Source organism: Mycolicibacterium lutetiense, assembly GCF_017876775.1.
GTDB lineage: Bacteria > Actinomycetota > Actinomycetes > Mycobacteriales > Mycobacteriaceae > Mycobacterium > Mycobacterium lutetiense.
This window is the reverse complement of record NZ_JAGIOP010000001.1, coordinates 75,496-93,680: the sequence shown is the minus strand read 5'-3', so window position 1 is coordinate 93,680 and position 18,185 is coordinate 75,496. Positions and strand designations below refer to the sequence as shown.

Below are 18,185 nucleotides of genomic sequence, written 5' to 3'. Positions count from 1 at the left end.
GCAAATGGAAATCAACGGTTAGGTTCGGCCAATACTCTCCGAACCCATGGAAACGTCAACGGGTGGCGAGCAGATCGATCACGAAGATCAGCGTCTTGCCCGAAAGCCGATGCCCCGAACCCGCTGGACCATAGGCTTGTGCCGGCGGAATGACGAGCTTGCGCCGACCGCCGACCCGCATCCCGGGAATTCCGTCCTGCCAGCCCTGAATTAGGCCCCGCAACGGAAATTCAATGGATTCTCCGCGATTCCAGGAGCTGTCGAACTCCTCACCGGAGTCATATTCGACGCCCACGTAGTGCACCTCGACCGTGCCGCCGGGCACTGCCTCGGCGCCATCGCCGACCACCAGGTCGGTGATGACCAATTCAGCAGGAGCGGGTCCGTCCGGAAACTCGATGTCAGGTTTTGTACTCACCGGATCAACGGTAGTCCGGCAGACTGGTTGTGTGGCCAAAGATCAGGACATCCTCGCCGAAGTTCACCGGCTCGTTGCCGAAGAGCAGGAGCTCCGGACCAAACTGCAGCAGCGGGAAATCGATGAAACCGAAGAGCAACAACGACTGAGATCGCTGGAAGTCGCCCTCGACCAGTGTTGGGACCTGTTGCGGCAGCGCCGTGCGCTGCGTGACACGGGACAGGATCCGGGCCTCGCCGAGAAACGTGGGGCCGACGAGGTCGAAGGCTATCGAGGCTGACCGGTCGGGCGTGACGTGACAGAAAGGGCGTTGGACGCCGTCATCATCGGCGGCGGCCACAACGGCTTGGTGGCCGCTGCCTACCTGGCCCGGGCGGGACGCCGGGTTCAGGTGCTCGAACGTCTCGACCACGTAGGCGGCGCAGCCGTTTCGGCGCACGCCTTCGACGGTGTGGACGCCCGCTTGTCGCGATACTCGTACCTGGTCAGCCTGCTACCCCAACGCATCATCACCGATCTGGGAGCCCGAATCCGGCTGTCGCGACGCCGAATCTCGTCCTACACGCCCGATCCGGTCACCGGCGGCGCCACCGGGCTGCTGATCGGCCCGCAGCCGACGTTCGACGCGGTCGGCGCCGGCAACGACGCGGCCGGATTCAACGACTTCTACCGCCGCTGCGGGCTGATCACCACCCGAATCTGGCCGACGCTGCTGCAGCCGTTGCGCAGCCGGGCCGAGATCCGCCGGGATGTGCTGAGCGGACAGGACACCGAGACTGCCGCGGCCTGGGAGGCCCTGATCGAACAGCCCATCGGCGACGCGATCACCGCCGCGGTATCGCACGATCTGGTGCGCGGCGTGATGGCCACCGACGCCCTGATCGGTACGTTCGCCGACATCGACGATCCGTCGCTGATCCAGAACGTGTGCTTTCTCTACCATCTGATCGGCGGCGGCACCGGCAACTGGGACGTCCCAGTCGGCGGGATGGGCGCGGTCACGGGGGCCCTGGCCGCTGCCGCGGCCGGACATGGAGCCGAAATCATCACCGGTGCCGATGTTTACGCAGTCAATCCGGATGGCGAGGTGCGCTACCGGCAGGATGGATCGGCCCGGCGGGTACGCGCCGAGCACGTGCTGGCCAACGTCACGCCGGCTGTGCTGGCCGAATTGCTCGGCGAACCGGCCGCCGAGACCGCTCCCGGTGCGCAAGTGAAGGTGAACCTGATGCTGCGACGCCTGCCCCGGCTGCGGGACGAACACGTCACGCCCGAGCAGGCATTCGGCGGCACGTTCCACATCAACGAAACCTTCAGCCAGCTGGCCGGGGCCTACGACGATGCGGCCGCCGGACGGGTCCCTGACCCGCTGCCGTGCGAAATCTACTGCCACTCCCTGACCGATCCCAGCATCCTGTCCGAGGACCTGCGGGCCTCGGGTGCGCAGACGCTGACGGTCTTCGGACTGCACACCCCGCACTCATTGGCGGCGGGCGACCCCGACCGGACGCGCGACCGGCTGACCTCGGCCGTGTTGAGTTCGCTCAATTCAGTTCTAGCCGAACCGATCCAGGACGTTCTGATGGAGGACGGCGCCGGCCGGTTGTGCATCGAATCCAAGACCACCGCCGACCTTGAGCAGGCCCTCGGGATGACCGCGGGCAATATCTTCCACGGAGCGCTGCGGTGGCCGTTCGCCGAGGACGACACTGAGCTGGAGACACCGGCGCAGCGCTGGGGTGTGGCCACCGCCCATGACCGGATCCTGTTGTGCGGCTCGGGATCAGTGCGCGGAGGCGCAGTCTCGGGTATCGGCGGACACAACGCGGCGATGGCAATTCTCGAAGGCTGACGCCTCCAAGCCGTCGCTACGGCGAGTGGATCTTGCGCAGGATCGCCCGCAAGGCTTCGAGGTCCCCGGCATCGAGGGCTGCGAGCACTTCCGGCGCCGGGTCCTCGACCCGGTCGATCCGCGCCAGCAGCGCGCGGCCGGCGTCGGTCAGCGAGACCAACTTGCAGCGGCGGTTGGCCGGGTCGATCTCCCGCACCACCAAACCCCGCTCCTCAAGGTCGTTGACCGCAACCGTGGCCGCCGGGGCGTCGACCGTCGCCGCGTGCGCCAACTGCTTGACCGTCATCGGGGCCCGCTCCAGTCGCCGCAGAATGCGGATACGGCTGAACGGCAGGCCGCTCTCCTCGATCACCGCCCGCTTCCATGCGTCGCGATGGTCGAACACCAACCGGGTCAAGGCCCGCCACACCTCGTCGGCCAACTCGGGCCGGTCAACGGACATGAGTCCCCTCCTCGACATGGTGGTCTCCGATGAGCGGCGCCAACCGCTGAGCAGAACGCAACGCCGACGGCGTGGTGGACACGACACCCAACGCGAAGATCGCCAAACCCAGTGCGGCACAGACGAACCACAGTGGTCGCGCTGCCGCGGCGAAACCCACACCGGTTCCCGCCAACGCAGCCCCGGCCACCGAACCACATAGCGCCACACCGATACTCACACCGACCTGCCGACTGGTGGAGGCCACCGCCGAGGCTGCGCCGGCGCGGTCCAACGGCATGCCGCTGACTGCAGTCGTCGTGATCGGCGCGTTGACCATCGAGAAGCCGATACCGAATACACCGAACATGACCAACAACTGCCACACCGGAGTGTCAGCCGTCAGTCGGGTCAGCAGGATGGTGGCCACGGTGATCGTCGCCCCCGCCACCAGCAGCGACGGCCGACTGCCGTACCGACCGACCAACCGCCCCGACAACGGCGAGAAGATCAACGCGCCGATAGCGACCGGCAGGTAGATCAACCCGGTGTCCATCGCGGAGTAACCCCGCTCGGTCTGCAGGTACAGCGACATCATGAAAAGGAATGCGCCGTAGGCGGCGAACGCACAGACCGCGATCAGGGTGGCCGCGGCGAAGGGCACGCTACGGAAGAACCGAAGATCGATGAACGGGTCGGTGCGACGCGATTCGTAGCGCAGGAACGCCACCAGGGCGAGCAACGCGATCAGGGCGACGGCCAGAGTGCGCAGGTCGGTCCAGCCGTATCCCGGCCCCTCGATGAGCACGAACACGACCGCGAACAGGAACGCCACTCCCAGAACCTGGCCGAGCGGGTCGAGATCACGCATCGTGGCCGACTTTGATTCGGGGACGAAGATCGCGGTGAGCACCACGGCCAGGACACAGATCGGCAGGTTGATCCAGAACACCGCGCGCCAGTCGACGTACTCGATCAGCGCCCCACCCACAATCGGCCCGAGCGCCATCGAGATACCGACGACACCGCCCCAGACACCGATCGCGCGGGCACGTTCGACCCGGCCGGTGAACACCTGGGTGATGATCGACATGGCCACCGGGTTGAGCATCGAGCCGCCGATCGCCTGGAGGAAACGTGCGGCGATGAGGGTTTCGATGTTGGGCGCGAGGCTGCACAGTAACGAGGCCACCGCGAAGATCGCCAGACCCAACTGGAACGTCCGCCTGCGGCCGAACCGGTCGCCGGCAGCGCCGGCCAGCACCAACAGCGAAGCCAGGACCAGGGTGTAGACGTCGACTATCCACTGCAATTGCGAAGGGGTAGCGCCCAGATCGTCGCGGATGCTCGGCAGCGCGACGTTGACGATGGTGGCGTCCATCGACACGATCAGCAGGCTCAGACAACACGAGACGAGAATGATTGCCTTGCGCCGGGCGCTGAGCGAACCGACAATTGTATTCACACAACTATTGTGAAACTACAAGAATTGCTCAGGCAAGTCCGCAAGCCGAGCGTCACTCCAGCGTGACGCTCGACCTCGACAGCCACTCCAGCGTGACAAAAGCCCGGGAGCGGTGTCACTCCCGGGCTTTCGACAGCTGTATTGGATATCAGCGCTTGTTGATATCCAGGTAATTGCGCTCGGTGTAGCCCGTGTAGATCTGGCGCGGGCGGCCGATCTTGTTGGGCTCCGAGTGCATCTCCCGCCAGTGCGCGATCCAGCCGGGCAGCCGGCCCAACGCGAACAGCACGGTGAACATGCGGGTCGGGAAGCCCATCGCCCGGTAGATCACGCCGGTGTAGTAATCGACGTTCGGGTAGAGCTTGCGCTCGACGAAGAAGTCGTCGGTCAACGCGATCTCTTCAAGCTGCTTGGCGATGTCGAGCAGCTCGTCTTCGACGCCGAGCTTGGCCAGGATCTTGTCGGCCTGCTCCTTGACGATGCGCGCCCGCGGATCGTAGTTCTTGTAGACCCGGTGACCGAAGCCCATCAGCTTCACGCCGTCTTCGCGGTTCTTGACCTTCTTGACGAAGGTCTGCACATCGCCGCCGTCCTTGCGGATCTTCTCCAGCATCTCCAGCACGGCCTGGTTGGCGCCGCCGTGCAGCGGGCCCCACAACGCGTTGATACCACCAGAGATCGAGGTGAACAGGTTGGCCTGCGACGAGCCGACCAGGCGCACCGTCGAGGTCGAACAGTTCTGCTCGTGATCGGCGTGCAGGATCAGCAGCATGTCCAGCGCGCGGACGATCTCGGGATCCACCTCATACGGCTCGGCCGGGAAGCCGAACGTCATCCGCAGGAAGTTCTCCACCAGGCTCAACGAGTTGTCCGGGTACAGGAACGGCTGCCCCTCGGACTTCTTGTAGGCATACGCCGCGATCGTCGGCAACTTGGCCAGCAACCGGATGGTCGACAGCTCGACCTGCTTCTTGTCGAGCGGGTCGAGCGAATCCTGGTAGTAGGCGCTCAGCGCGTTCACCGCGGACGACAGCACCGGCATCGGATGCGCGTTGCGCGGGAAGCCGTCGAAGAACCGCTTGAGATCCTCGTGCAGCAGGGTGTGCCGCTGAATCTGGGTCGTGAACGACTCCAACTGCTCGGCCGTCGGCAGCTCACCGTAGATCAGCAGGTAGCTGACCTCGATAAACGTCGAATTCTCGGCGAGCTGCTCGATCGGGATACCCCGGTAGCGCAGGATCCCGGCGTCACCGTCGATATAGGTGATCGCGGACTTGGTAGAAGCGGTGTTGACGAAGCCACCATCAAAGGTGGTGTAGCCGGTCTTGGCCAGCAACGGGCCAAGCGCGATGCCGTCACTGCCCTCGGTGGCGCGGACGATCTCCAGATCGATCTCGCCATCGGGGTACTTCAGAGTGGCAAACTCCTGCCCACTCGACGGATTTTCGGCCACGGGAATCCCTTCTTCGTCCTGGGAACCGACAACTGCTCTACAAAAGGTAGTCGCAATCGATCGGCGCTGCCCGCGGGGGGTTACCAAGCAGTCACCTGATGGTTGGAAAGAACGTGGCCTGAGCTACCCCGCACCCTCAATGACCGACAGGAAATCGGCGTAGGTCGACTCGATCCACGCGACGATGTCGTCGACGGTCACCGAGGCCCAATTTGCCCTAGATCCCAGGTCAGCGATGGCAGTCATGATGATCGAACCCCATACGACGGCCGTCACCTTGAGCCGGCGATCGTCGCCGGGCACGCCCATCCGCCGTGCCAGCGCCACATTGACCGCATCCGCCCGGAACCCCGACGCCGTGTTCATCAATGTGGGCGACGAGGTGACGATGCGCGCCGACGCCAACAGACGGTCGGCCGTGAGATGGGTCGGCGGCGCGGTCTTGGTCTTGAGGAACGCCTGTATGTGAGCCCGGTACAAGGCGTCGAGATGGCCGATTTCGGTCGGCTGCGCCGCCAGCTCGATCGCGACGCTCTCGATCACCTCGTCGACGAACGCCAGGACGACGGCATCCTTGGTGGCGAAGTAGCGGCTGAAGGTGCGCGGCGAGACATCGGCGACCGCCGCGATCTGCTCGACGGTGGTCTGCTCGAATCCCTGGCGGTCGCACAGATCGATCGCGGCCTCGATCAACATCGCCCGGGTGCGTTGCTTCTTACGTTCACGCAAACCGTCCTGCCGCATAACGTCACCCACGAATCGTGATGTTATCGCCCGCGCACCGCGGTTTCGGACGCTTTCGGCAACTATGTGGCGGTCAATGCAATTCGCCGGTGGTCATACTTTGTCAGCCTCAGACTGTTCTAGACATGCCGGCCGACGGCCTGCACAACTACGGCTGGAGGCGTTCGGCGCGCGCATCACCCGATGCCGGCCCCCCGGCAAAGATCACCCGGATTCGGTTGTGTACCCGGTTCTCCCGGCCCTGCCAGAACTCCACGCTCTCCGGCGCAATCAGGTATCCACCCCAGTTCGGCGGCACCGGCACCGTTTCGAGATCGGCGAATCGTGCGGTGACCTCGGCGAGCTGGTCCAGCAAGGCCGGACGCGACGCAATCGGGCTCGACTGCTGCGACGCCCAGGCACCCAGCTGGGAACCCCGGGGCCGCTTGGACCAGTACTCCTCGGTGGCCTCACGGCTCACCTTGCTCACCGGACCGCGCACATGGACCTGACGCCCCAGCCGGTACCAGGGGAACGTGGCCGAGGCGTACGGGTGCGCGGCCAGCTGCGCGCCTTTGGCGGAGTCATAGTTCGTATAGAACGTGATGCCGGCCTCATCCATGCTCTTGCACAACACCGTCCGGGTGACGGGCCTTCCCTCGCCGTCGGCGGTGGCCACCACCATCGCATTGGGCTCGGCCACCCCGGCGCGGTACGCATCGGCCAGCCAGGTCCGCAACAACGTCAGCCAACCGGCGGCCGGGTCTTCGCCGAGCCAGTCGACGTCCAGGTCGCCGCAGCCGTCCTTCTCCACGTAATCCACACGCATGGCAGCCAGGTCGTGTTGGTCGTGCTCAGGCGCTGGTCCGGAGGGTATGGCCACCGCGGTAACGCTACGCCTGGACTTGGTGCGAGAATCTGGCCATGCCAGCTGTACCGGAAGACTTCGTTGCCGGCCTCGAAGGCGTCGTCGCCTTCACCACCGAGATCGCTGAACCGGACAAGGACGGCGGCGCGCTGCGCTACCGCGGCGTGGACATCGAGGAACTCGTGGAGCGCCGGGTCACCTTCGGCGACGTCTGGGGGCTGTTGGTCGACGGCAGTTTCGGCACGGGCCTGCCGCCCGCCGAGCCGTTCCCACTGCCCATCCACAGCGGCGACGTCCGCGTCGACGTCCAGGCCGGGCTGGCGATGCTGGCACCGATCTGGGGCTACGCACCGCTGTTGGACATCGACGATACGACCGCGCGCGACCAGTTGGCCCGGGCCTCGGTGATGGCGCTGTCCTACGTCGCCCAGTCCGCCCGTGGCATCTACAAGCCCGCCGTGCCGCAACGTCGGATCGACGAATGCGACACGGTCACAGCACGTTTCATGACGCGCTGGCAGGGCGACCCGGACCCCAGGCACGTCGAGGCGATCGATGCCTACTGGGTCACCGCCGCCGAGCACGGGATGAATGCGTCGACGTTCACCGCCCGGGTGATCGCCTCCACCGGCGCCGATGTCGCCGCCTCCCTGTCGGGCGCGGTGGGCGCGATGAGCGGGCCGCTGCACGGCGGGGCTCCTGCCCGGGTGCTGCCGATGATCGAAGAGGTCGAGAAGTCCGGCGACGCCCGCGCCGTGGTGAAATCCATCCTGGATCGCGGCGACAAACTGATGGGCTTCGGGCACCGCGTGTACCGGGCCGAGGATCCGCGGGCCCGGGTGCTGCGGGCCACCGCCAAACGCCTTGAGGCGCCCCGTTACGAGGTGGCCGCGGCCTTGGAGCAGGCCGCACTGGCCGAGCTTCGCGAACGCCGCCCGGACCGGGCCATCGAGACCAACGTCGAGTTCTGGGCCGCGGTGATTCTGGACTTCGCCGAGGTGCCCGCCTCGATGATGCCGGCGATGTTCACCTGTGGCCGGACCGCGGGCTGGTGCGCGCACATCATGGAACAGAAGCACCTGGGCAAGCTGGTGCGCCCGGCCGCGATCTACATCGGCCCGGATCCCCGCAGTGTTCAGTCGGTCGCCGGATGGGACAAGATCGCACGCTGACTCTCGCGCCGAAACTCGGGTTTCTGACGAGATCAGGGCCATTTCCGCCGCACGCGTAGTTTCGCGGTTCGTGCGTGTGTCAGACCCCGGTGGTTGCATGAACGGTGTCCGCCGATGAGATCCGCCCGCCGCGCGGGTCTGCATTGAAACCGCTCATCAACACCAGGAGAAGTTCATGGCGATCGAAGTAACACCCGCAGTCCTACCGCATCTGGTTGTCGACGACGCCGCCGCGGCAATTGACTTCTACGTCAAGGCATTCGGTGCCACCGAGTTGGGCCGGGTTCCCGGGCCCGACGGCCGCAGACTCATTCACGCCGCGCTCGGCATCAACGGGTCCACGGTCATGCTCAACGACGACTTTCCCGAGTACAACGACGGCAAATCGACGACGCCCAAGGCCCTTGGCGGCACCCCGGTGACCATCCACCTCACCGTGACCGATGTCGAGGCAAGTTTCGCCAAGGCGGTCGATGCCGGTGCAGAGGTCGTCATGCCGCTGGAGGACCAGTTCTGGGGCGACCGCTACGGCATGGTGCGCGATCCGTTCGGCCACCAGTGGTCGCTCGGGCAGCCGGTGCGCGAGGTCAGCCCGGAGGAGATCGCACAGGCGATCACGTCGGGGCAGTAGCCCGCTTCCCCATCCTTTTCCGGGCGCTGCCTCACTGTCACCACGGGTGCCGGTGAGGCAGTGCCTGAAGGACCGCGTGGCTACCCGGAAGTCGCGGAATCAGGGTGGCATCCTGAGCTGGTGATCGACGTCCTGATCGCCGAGCCCGGCGAACTGAGCCGAGACGACCTGAGCTCCGCGGAGAAATTGGTCCGCTCGGCGTTCGGTGATGGCTTTCGCGAGCATGACTGGCTGCATGGGGTTGACGGCGTGCACGTGCTGATCACCGAGGATGACAAGTTGCTGGCCCATGCTGCGGTGGTGACCCGCACGCTGCGGCATGGGGGTGAGGTCTTCGACACCGGTTACGTCGAAGGTGTTGGCGTACGCGGCGACCAGCAGGGCCGCGGACTGGGCCGCCTGCTGATGGATCACGCAGAATCCCTCATCCGCACGCGACACGACATCGGTGCACTCAACGCCGTGGAGAGCGCCGCCTCGTTCTATGCCGGCCGTGGCTGGCAGATCTGGGACGGCCCGACCCAGGCCGATACTCCTGACGAGGTGATCGACACCTACGACGCGGCCGACCGAATCTTCCTGCTGCCGACGGACGCCACGACGCACAGTTTCGCGAAGTCCGTGCCCCTGATCTGCGATTGGCGTATCGGCGACCTCTGGTAGCCGACGTCTGACCGGCTCCGCACCGTTCATACTGAGTGCCGCGCATGCCGTCGCAATGGGCATGCAGGAGCACCAAGGAGACCGATGACCCCCGAGCCCACCGACACCACGCCGGCCGCCCGCGCGCTGCGCTGGCGGGTCGTGGACATCGTCGTCGCCAGCGTCCTCGCGACGGCGGCCGGGCTGGTGTTCGTGGTGTGGAACATCGCGTCCAACCCGATCGGCGCACCGTTGACGGCGGCGCTTCCGGGGTTGCAGGCGTTGCTCGCCGGCGGATGGTTGTTCGCCGGCGTGCTCACCGCCCTGGTGATCCGCAAGCCTGGCGCAGCCCTGTACGGCGAGCTCGTCGCGGCCACGGTATCGGCGCTGGTCGGCAACCAGTGGGGGGTGCTCACCCTCGAATCCGGACTGGTGCAGGGGCTCGCCGCCGAACTGGTCTTCGCCGTGTTCCTCTACCGCCGCTGGGGATTGCCGGTCGCACTGATCGCCGGGGCCGTCGCCGGGCTGGCCCTGGCCGTCAACGACCTGATCCTCTGGTATCCCGGTGCGGCCAACGCGTTCGCCGCGATCTACACCGTCTCGGCGATCGTGTCGGGCGCGCTCGTCGCCGGGCTCCTGTCCTGGTTCGCGGTCAGGGGTCTGGCGAAAACCGGCGCGTTGAGCCGGTTCGCCTCGGGGCGGATCGGCCCCGACGCTCGATGAGCTCACCGCACGGCACCGGGGCCGCCGTCACGGCGCACAACTGGGGTTGGTGCCATGCCGGCCGCGCGGCCTGGGCCGTTCGCGACCTCGATCTGCGGATCGAGCCCGGCGAGCGAGTGCTGCTGCTGGGTCCGTCCGGCGCCGGGAAATCGACTCTGCTGCACGGTATCGCGGGGTTGCTCGGCGGCGCCGAAGAGGGCAGGCAGGCCGGCGCTATACGGGTCGACGGCGCCGCGCCGGCCGAACAACGCCACCGGATCGGCATGGTGCTTCAGGATCCCGACGCCCAGGTGATCCTGTCCCGGGTCGGTGACGACGTCGCCTTCGGCATGGAAAACCTCGGCGTCGCGCGCGAACAGATCTGGCCGCGGGTCGCAACGGCTCTCGATGCCGTGGGGCTGAATCTGGCGCTGTCCCAATCCACCTCGGAGCTGTCCGGCGGCCAGAAGCAGCGTCTCGCGCTGGCCGGGGTGATCGCGATGGATCCCGGGCTGATCCTGCTCGACGAACCGACGGCCAACCTCGACCCCGTCGGTGTCCTCGAGGTGCGGGACGCAGTTGCCGCTTCGGCGGCGCGGACCGGCGCGACGCTCATCGTCATCGAGCACCGCACCGAGGTGTGGCTGCCCGTCATCGACCGCGTGGTCGTGCTCGGTGCCGACGGTCAGGTGATCGCCGACGGATCACCGGACGCGACCGTCCGACGCAACCACGACTACCTGGTCCGATCAGGCGTCTGGGTACCCGACACCCCGCTACCCGAAATCACCCGCCACCGGCCCGGAGCACGTGAATCATTGCTGCATGCGGTGGATCTCGCCTTGGCACATCCGGGTGATCCCCCGATGCACGTCGGGTTGAACTTCGAGATCGAGGCCGGCCAGACCACGGTCATCACGGGTCCGAACGGGGCAGGCAAGTCGACGCTGGCCCTCACTCTCGGCGGCCTGTTACCCGTGCCTGCCGGACGTCTTGAGGCGGACCCCGGCTTCGCCCCCTCCCCGTCACGCCGCAATCCCGTCAGATGGCGTTCCAAGGAACTGCTCACCCGGATCGGCAGCGTGTTCCAGGATCCTGAGCACCAGTTCCTCGCTGCCACGGTGCGCGACGAACTCTCGTTGGGCCCCAGGGCGATCAAGCTCGGCGCCGCCGAAATCACCACCCGTACCGACGAACTCCTCGAACGCCTGCACCTGGCACATCTCGCCGCGGTGAACCCCTACACCCTCTCCGGTGGAGAGAAGCGCCGACTGTCGGTGGCAACCATGCTGGCAACCGCGCCCAAGGTGATGATCCTCGACGAGCCGACCTTCGGCCAGGACCGTCGCACGTGGGAGGAATTGACCCGGCTGCTGGCCGAAATCGCCGATGACGGTACGGCCGTCGTCGCAGCCACCCACGATCTCGACTTCGCCGGCCTGCTCGCCGACGCCCGAATCGTGTTGCCCGACTGGGATCCCACCGCGGAGACGTGCCCATGACCACGCGCACGATCAACCCGGTCGCGCGACTGCTCACCGCGCTGATCATCGCGGGCGTCCTGGTGCTGTCGGTCGACTGGGTGTCGGCGCTGACCGCGCTGGTCGGTGAGATCGTGCTGTTCGCCGTGATCGGTGTGAAACTGCGGGCGGCGCTGACCCGGGGCGCGGTGGTCGCCCTCGCAGCCACGCTCACCGCGGTCACCATCCTGCTCTACGGGCAGGCCGGCGGAACCGTGTACTGGCACTTCTTCCTCGTCACGATCAGTGACGGATCCATCGCCCTGGCCGCAGCCACCTTCCTGCGGGTCCTGGCCATCGCGCTACCGTCGGTCATCCTGTTCATCGACGTCGAATCGACCGAATTGGCAGACGGTTTGGGGCAGGTTCTGCGACTGCCGGCCCGGTTCGTGCTCGGGGCACTGGCCGGCCTGCGTCTGGTCGGACTACTCGGGCAGGACTGGCGGTATCTCGGTTACGCCCGGCGTGCCCGCGGAGTTGCCGACCACGCCCGGGTGCGCCGGATCGCCGGGCAGACCTTCGCCCTGCTGGTATTCGCCGTGCGGCGCGGATCGAAGCTTGCCACCGCGATGGAGGCCCGCGGGTTCGGCGCCTACCCCACCCGCACCTGGGCCCGCCCGTCGCCGTTCGGCATCCGCGAATTCGCTCTGATCGCGGCAGGATTCGTCATCGCGGCAGTTGCCGTCGCCGTGTCGGTGGCCTATGGAACCTGGAACTTCATTGGCACTCGATGACATCCTGGGCCGCCTGGGCCCCACGGCGACGACCGTCCTGATCGACGGCCGTTCCGGGTCGGGCAAGTCGACGCTGGCGGTTCAGCTGCACGACAAATGGACCGACAGCGCGATCGTACGTCTCGACGACATCTACCCGGGATGGGATGGATTGTCCTGGGCCGCAGAACATGTGCGGCGATCACTGCTCGAGCCGCGGGCGGCCGGGCATACCGGGCGCTGGCGGCAATGGGACTGGGACACCGCCGCCCCCAGCGCCTGGCACACCGTCGCACCCGGACAACGTCTGATCGTCGAGGGCATCGGTGCGCTCACCCCGGCCACCCGCGCGCTGGCCGATCTGGGCATCTGGGTCGACGCCGACGGCACCGAGCGCAAGCGTCGGGCACTGGAACGCGACGGCGAGACCTACCGGCCGCACTGGGACCGGTGGGCCGCCCAGGAGGACGCGTTCATCGCGCGGTTCCAGCCCAGTGCGTGCGCCGATCTGATCGCGGTACTGACCGCGGGCGGATTCGAATTCACCGCGCCCGATTAGCGCAGACTGCCCAGAACCTTCTGTCGCACACTCGATTTCGACGCTGTCGCGGCGACCGCGATCATCTCGTCCACCGAGGTGAACTTATCGCGCGGCCGGTCTTCGCCACCGCGCGCGATCTCGGTTGCGTCGATGGCCTGCCACCCGGCGGCGTCGATCATGGCGGGCTGGCGCGTCCGCACCAGCTTCTCCAGGGCGGCCGGCTTGTGCGCCGGATCGGTCAGCACACCGGCGTTGTAATCGTCGACCAGCTCGTGCACGGTCTGCGCCGCACACGACTTGTTGGTGCCGATGAAGCCGGTGGGTCCGCGCTTGATCCAGCCGGCCACGTAGGCCCCGGTCGTATCGCGGACGCGGCCGCCGTCGTTGGGCACGACCGCGGCGTCGTCATCGAACGGAAGATCGGCAATCGCCTTGCCGCGGTAGCCGATTGAGGTCAGCACCAGACCGGCGTCGAGCATCCGCACCTGGTCGGTTCCGGTGACACCGAACTCGATGCCGGTCACCCGGCCCTCGCCGAGCACGCGCTGCGGAGTGAGGCGGTACGCCAGCCGGATCCTCGGCCGGGTCGGCGGTACGGACGAATCACCCAGCTTGGTCAGGATCTCCAGCTTGCTGCGGGTCAGCGGATCCGTCTCACGAGCCAGATCTGCGACCACCAGCTGATGATCGGCCTCATCGAGCACGACATCACAGCTGGCGGTCAGTCCGATCAGCTCAGGGAGGGTGAAGGCCGACTCGGCGGGGCCACGACGGGCCGCGACCACCACCTCGGAAACCTTCGATGAGCGCAAGGCCGCCAGGGCATGATCGGAGATATCGGTGCGGGCCAGCACATCCGGATCGGTCGTGAGCACCCGGGCCACGTCGAATGCGACGTTGCCGTTGCCGACGATGACCACCCGCTCGTGGCTCAGGTCCACCGGTAGACCGGTGAACTCGGGATGCCCGTTGATCCAGGCCACCATCTCGGTCGCCGTCCCGGTACCCGGCAGGTCCATGCCGTCGATGTCGAGCCGACGGTCGTTGGGCGCACCCACCGCGTACAGCACGGCGTGATGATGCTCCAGCAGGTCGGCGTGCGACAGGTGGTTACCGACCTCGACGTTGAGGAAGAACCGGAATCCGCGTTGCTTACCGATGGTGTCGAACAGGTGCGTCACCCGCTTGGTGCCCTGGTGGTCCGGTGCTACACCGGCACGCACCAGCCCGTAGGGGGTCGGCAGCTTCTCGAAGACATTGACCCGTACGCCGCGCTGTGTCAGCAGCTCGTCGGCGGCGTACATGGCGGCCGGACCGGAACCCACGATGGCCACCCTCAGCGGCCCGCCGGAACGCGCCGTCACCTTCGGGGCCGCGATCACCGGGGCCAGCTTCGAGGTCGGCGGCAGCTTACCTTCGCGCTTTGGGTAGAAGGCGGCGTTGAGCTCGATGAACGGCAGCTGTTTCTCGGTCAGCCGGGTATCGGCCGCGATTGCGCCCACCGGGCACGCGCTCACGCACGCGCCGCAGTCCACGCACGCCTCGGGATCGATATAGAGCATCTCGGCCGTCGCGAAGCCCGGCTCATCCGGTGAGGGATGGATGCAGTTCACCGGGCACGCGTAGACACACGACCCGTCGCTACAACACGACTGGGTGATCACGTGGGGCATCTAGAACCTCTGTAGACCTTGCGACTTTCCGGGGGCGAGCTTCAGGCGACCGAGACCAGGTGCTCACGCTGGGGCTCGCTACGGTAGCGGCTCGGCGGCCCGTCGATCTTGCAGATGCGCCACATCAGCTTGGCGATCGGGTTCATCAGGCCAGTGTCGTGGCACAGCATACGGACATCGCCGAACATGTCACGCAGCATCTTGCGCGACTCGGGCGCATTGAAGAAGACGTCCTTGCGCACCGAGCGCGGGATGTCGAACTCCTTCCAGAACGCACGCGGCGGCACGAGGATCGCCGAGCACAGGATGCGCATGGTCAGGGGCACGAAGATCGACAGGATCCAGCGCTGACGGCGGCGCAGGTTCGGCACCCGCTTGTGCAGGTACTGGTGCGCGAACGAGATGTGGCGGGCCTCCTCGGCGACGTGGATCGCCATCACCCGCTCCATGATGGGGTGCAGGTTCGCGCCCTCGCGCAGCACGCTCTTCTGCGTGTGGTCGATGGGCTCCTCGCCGGCGAGCACGCCGAAGAAGAACGGGATGGGCAGCGGGCCCGCGGCCAGCGGGATGATCGGCTGCAGCCATTTGAGCAGCCGCGGCATGCCCGGCACGTCTTTGCCGATCCGGTTGACCATCTCCTGGAACATCAGGGTGTGGTTGCACTCCTCAACCGATTCGTGCAGGCAGTACCGGTACTCCGGCGAACCGTTCGGCACCCAGAACGAGTACTCCATCAGTCCGCGGATCAGGATGTTCTCGAAGTGCAGGCCGACCTTGGCAACGTTGGCCTGGCGCCACATGCCGATCTCGATCTGCCGGTCGAGGGACTGGGCCTGGTACCAGGGGTGGCCACCCAGCGGATCGGTGTCGGTGAGGACCCACCGAGGATCGTTGGGGATGACGGCAAACTCCGGCGAATCCCACTCGATGTCCTTGTAGGGGTTGAAATTGCGTCGCACCGACCCCTCGGACAATGTTGCGAGCATGTCGACGTACTCAATGTCGTCGCTGACGTCCATGTTCTTGCGCCAGCGCCTGACCATCTTGGTCCGAGCCATGTTGCAGACCTCCTAATAGTGGACTGAGGTTTACATCTACCCACTTGTTGTCCAAACGGTACCGCAGGTATCGAGTATATGTCCATGCCTGATTTGCATCGGTTGCCGATAGGTGCCCCACGCGGTCAATTTCACAATAAAAGACCAGGTGAAAGCCCTGGACGCGATGGAAAAACAATCGCAGAAACATTGCGCTCACTCGCCGTACAAGCCGACGGCGGACGCTACACACACACCGTCGCCGCCACCGCCGACGATGCCCGAATTTTGACGCGGTAGCGGCCGACTTTAGGCTGGTCCCATGGCTGAATTGATCATCCCCGCCGACCTCAAGCCCCGCGACGGCCGATTCGGATGTGGCCCCTCCAAGGTCCGCCCCGAGCAACTGACCGCGCTGGCCGCTGCCGGGGATCTGTTCGGCACGTCGCATCGGCAGGCGCCGATCAAGAACCTGGTGGGTCGCGTCCGCGACGGACTGCGCACGCTGTTCTCGGTTCCCGACGGGTACGAAGTGATCCTGGGCAACGGTGGCTCGACGGCATTCTGGGATGCCGCGGCGTTCGGCCTGATCGACAAGCGCTCACTGCACCTGACCTACGGCGAGTTCAGCGCGAAGTTCGCCTCGTGCGTGGCCAAGAACCCGTTCGTCGGCGACCCGATCATCGTCAAGACCGACCCGGGCACCGCGCCGCAGCCGCAGTCCGACCCGTCGGTGGACGCCGTCGCCTGGGCCCACAACGAGACCTCGACCGGCGTCTCGGTGCCGGTGCAGCGTCCGGCCGGCGATGCCCTGGTCTTGATCGACGCCACCTCGGCCGCCGGCGGCCTGCCCGTCGACATCGCCGACACCGACGCGTATTACTTTGCGCCGCAGAAGAATTTCGCCGGCGACGGCGGCCTGTGGCTGGCCATCGTCAGCCCTGCGGCGCTGGCCCGCATCGAGGCCATCGGCGCATCGGACCGCTGGGTGCCCGACTTCCTGTCGCTGCCCATCGCGGTGGAGAACAGCCTCAAGAACCAGACCTACAACACCCCGGCCATCGCCACGCTCGTCCTGCTCGCCGAGCAGCTCGACTGGCTCAACGGCAACGGCGGCCTGGACTGGGCCGTGAAGCGGACGGCGGATTCTTCCGAGCGGCTGTACTCATGGGCCGAGGGCACGTCGTTCGCCACCCCGTTCGTCACCGATCCGGCCCTGCGTTCGCAGGTCGTCGGCACGATCGACTTCAACGATTCGGTGGACGCCGCCGCAGTCGCCAAGGTGCTGCGCGCCAACGGGATCGTGGATACCGAGCCCTACCGCAAGCTGGGCCGCAACCAGCTGAGGATCGGTATGTTCCCGGCCGTTGAGCCTGACGACGTGAGCGCCCTCACCACCTGTGTCGACTGGGTCGTCGGCCAGCTCTGAGTCAGCCTTCGATCTCCGTCGGCTCCGCCAGCGTGTCAGCCCGGTAACGGGCTGATAACGCAGTAGGGTTCGCGAAGGAGGTCAGGTCGGTATGCGAGAACTCAGAGTCGTTGGACTGAACGTGGACGGCAGGCGCATCATCTGCGAAGACGACGACTCCAAAGAGACGTTCAGCTTGCGTGTCGATGACCGGTTGCGCGCTGCGATGCGTGGAGACAAGACCGCCTCGAATCAGCCCGAGATCGATGTAGAGGTGCAGAACATGCTGCGGCCCAAGGAGATTCAGGCGAAGATCCGCGCCGGGGCGTCGGTCGAGCAGCTGGCCACGGCAGCCGGGGTGCCCATCGAGCGGGTCGAGCGGTTCGCACATCCGGTGTTGCTGGAGCGTGCCCGCGCTGCCGAGCTGGCCACCGCGGCGCATCCGGTGCTTGCCGACGGACCCGCAGTGCTGACGTTGCTCGAAACCGTCACGCAGGCCATCGTGGCGCGAGGCCTCGACCCCGATTCGATCGGGTGGGACGCCTGGCGCAACGAGGACAGCCGCTGGACCGTGCAACTGGCCTGGAAGGCCGGACGGTCGGACAATGTTGCGCATTTCCGATACAGCCCCGGGGCTCACGGCGGCACCGTCTCCGCGTCGGACGATGCGGCCCGTCAGCTGATCAACCCTGATTTCGGCCGGTCACTGCGCCCCGTCGCCGCGGTTCCGCACCTGTTCGACAACCACGAGACGCATCAGGCGCACGAGCTGCCCGCCGCAGCGCCCGAGCAGTACAGCCGACCGGCCGAATCTGCACCCACTCCCGCTCCCCCGGCACCCAAGCGCAGCCGCAAGGCACGTGCGACGGTTCCGGCCTGGGAGGACGTGTTGCTGGGCGTGCGCTCGTCGGGCACCCAGCCCTGACCGTCTGACCGCTTACACCGA

Annotated in this window: 19 protein-coding genes; 11 read left to right on the top strand and 8 right to left on the bottom strand. The window is 66.5% G+C overall.

Annotation, left to right across the window (positions count from 1 at the left end; all coding sequences use genetic code 11):
- Window positions 1–55: 55 nt before the first annotated feature.
- Entirely contained in the window at window positions 56–418 is a 363-nt protein-coding gene (locus JOF57_RS00510; protein ID WP_209912619.1) for an FKBP-type peptidyl-prolyl cis-trans isomerase, read from the bottom strand.
- 31 nt (window positions 419–449) lie between these two features.
- Here JOF57_RS00510 and JOF57_RS00505 point away from each other — a divergent pair, with 31 nt between their 5' ends.
- Together JOF57_RS00505 and JOF57_RS00500 are read left to right on the top strand one after the other, a co-directional pair.
- Entirely contained in the window at window positions 450–698 is a 249-nt protein-coding gene (locus JOF57_RS00505; RefSeq protein WP_209912617.1) for a DUF2630 family protein, read from the top strand.
- Window positions 699–713: 15 nt separating this feature from the next.
- Window positions 714–2,270 (top strand): phytoene desaturase family protein, encoded by a 1,557-nt coding sequence (locus tag JOF57_RS00500; RefSeq protein WP_209912615.1) that lies wholly within the window; start codon window positions 714–716, stop codon window positions 2,268–2,270.
- A 16-nt stretch (window positions 2,271–2,286) separates the two neighbouring features.
- On the opposite strand, the gene JOF57_RS00495 is transcribed toward JOF57_RS00500, so the two are convergent.
- The 5 genes from JOF57_RS00495 to pdxH all read right to left on the bottom strand — a co-directional run bounded on the left by JOF57_RS00495 (window position 2,287) and on the right by pdxH (window position 7,161).
- Window positions 2,287–2,712, bottom strand: coding sequence for a MarR family winged helix-turn-helix transcriptional regulator (locus JOF57_RS00495; RefSeq protein WP_209912613.1), 426 nt, complete (start codon window positions 2,710–2,712; stop codon window positions 2,287–2,289).
- Entirely contained in the window at window positions 2,702–4,156 is a 1,455-nt protein-coding gene (locus JOF57_RS00490; protein WP_209912611.1) for an MFS transporter, read from the bottom strand. Before JOF57_RS00490 ends, JOF57_RS00495 begins: the two co-directional genes overlap by 11 nt.
- Before the next feature lie 148 nt (window positions 4,157–4,304).
- A complete protein-coding gene (locus JOF57_RS00485; RefSeq protein WP_209912609.1) occupies window positions 4,305–5,609 on the bottom strand; it encodes a citrate synthase in 1,305 nt (434 codons plus the stop codon).
- A gap of 123 nt (window positions 5,610–5,732) precedes the next feature.
- Window positions 5,733–6,365 (bottom strand): TetR family transcriptional regulator, encoded by a 633-nt coding sequence (locus JOF57_RS00480; RefSeq protein ID WP_407666524.1) that lies wholly within the window; start codon window positions 6,363–6,365, stop codon window positions 5,733–5,735.
- A gap of 136 nt (window positions 6,366–6,501) precedes the next feature.
- On the bottom strand, window positions 6,502–7,161 hold the full coding sequence (gene pdxH, locus JOF57_RS00475) for a pyridoxamine 5'-phosphate oxidase (protein ID WP_209915641.1): 660 nt from the start codon (window positions 7,159–7,161) through the stop codon (window positions 6,502–6,504).
- 95 nt (window positions 7,162–7,256) lie between these two features.
- Between pdxH and JOF57_RS00470 the strand changes: the two genes are divergently transcribed.
- The 7 genes from JOF57_RS00470 to JOF57_RS00440 all read left to right on the top strand — a co-directional run bounded on the left by JOF57_RS00470 (window position 7,257) and on the right by JOF57_RS00440 (window position 13,139).
- Window positions 7,257–8,372: a citrate synthase 2 gene (locus tag JOF57_RS00470; protein WP_209912607.1), complete on the top strand. Its 1,116-nt coding sequence runs from the start codon at window positions 7,257–7,259 to the stop codon at window positions 8,370–8,372.
- 175 nt (window positions 8,373–8,547) lie between these two features.
- Window positions 8,548–9,003, top strand: coding sequence for a VOC family protein (locus tag JOF57_RS00465; RefSeq protein WP_209912605.1), 456 nt, complete (start codon window positions 8,548–8,550; stop codon window positions 9,001–9,003).
- Between the two features lie 60 nt (window positions 9,004–9,063).
- On the top strand, window positions 9,064–9,666 hold the full coding sequence (locus JOF57_RS00460) for a GNAT family N-acetyltransferase (RefSeq protein ID WP_209912603.1): 603 nt from the start codon (window positions 9,064–9,066) through the stop codon (window positions 9,664–9,666).
- A gap of 84 nt (window positions 9,667–9,750) precedes the next feature.
- Window positions 9,751–10,368, top strand: a complete 618-nt coding sequence (locus JOF57_RS00455) for an ECF transporter S component (RefSeq protein WP_209912601.1) — start codon at window positions 9,751–9,753, stop codon at window positions 10,366–10,368.
- Window positions 10,365–11,849: an ABC transporter ATP-binding protein gene (locus JOF57_RS00450; protein ID WP_209912599.1), complete on the top strand. Its 1,485-nt coding sequence runs from the start codon at window positions 10,365–10,367 to the stop codon at window positions 11,847–11,849. Before JOF57_RS00455 ends, JOF57_RS00450 begins: the two co-directional genes overlap by 4 nt.
- A complete protein-coding gene (locus tag JOF57_RS00445) occupies window positions 11,846–12,601 on the top strand; it encodes an energy-coupling factor transporter transmembrane component T family protein (protein ID WP_209912597.1) in 756 nt (251 codons plus the stop codon). Before JOF57_RS00450 ends, JOF57_RS00445 begins: the two co-directional genes overlap by 4 nt.
- Window positions 12,588–13,139: a nucleoside/nucleotide kinase family protein gene (locus tag JOF57_RS00440; protein WP_407666548.1), complete on the top strand. Its 552-nt coding sequence runs from the start codon at window positions 12,588–12,590 to the stop codon at window positions 13,137–13,139. The genes JOF57_RS00445 and JOF57_RS00440 overlap by 14 nt, the downstream gene beginning before the upstream one ends.
- Here the strand turns inward: JOF57_RS00440 and JOF57_RS00435 are convergent.
- The gene (locus JOF57_RS00435) at window positions 13,136–14,794 is read right to left on the bottom strand and encodes a 4Fe-4S binding protein (RefSeq protein ID WP_209912594.1); all 1,659 of its coding nucleotides are present in this window, start codon (window positions 14,792–14,794) and stop codon (window positions 13,136–13,138) included. The genes JOF57_RS00440 and JOF57_RS00435 overlap by 4 nt on opposite strands.
- Window positions 14,795–14,835: 41 nt before the next feature.
- Window positions 14,836–15,852: an AurF N-oxygenase family protein gene (locus JOF57_RS00430; RefSeq protein ID WP_209912592.1), complete on the bottom strand. Its 1,017-nt coding sequence runs from the start codon at window positions 15,850–15,852 to the stop codon at window positions 14,836–14,838.
- Window positions 15,853–16,153: 301 nt separating this feature from the next.
- Between JOF57_RS00430 and serC the strand changes: the two genes are divergently transcribed.
- Window positions 16,154–17,260: a phosphoserine transaminase gene (gene serC / locus JOF57_RS00425; RefSeq protein ID WP_209912590.1), complete on the top strand. Its 1,107-nt coding sequence runs from the start codon at window positions 16,154–16,156 to the stop codon at window positions 17,258–17,260.
- A gap of 91 nt (window positions 17,261–17,351) precedes the next feature.
- Window positions 17,352–18,164, top strand: coding sequence for a septation protein SepH (sepH, locus tag JOF57_RS00420; protein WP_209912588.1), 813 nt, complete (start codon window positions 17,352–17,354; stop codon window positions 18,162–18,164).
- The last annotated feature ends 21 nt before the right edge of the window (window positions 18,165–18,185 follow it).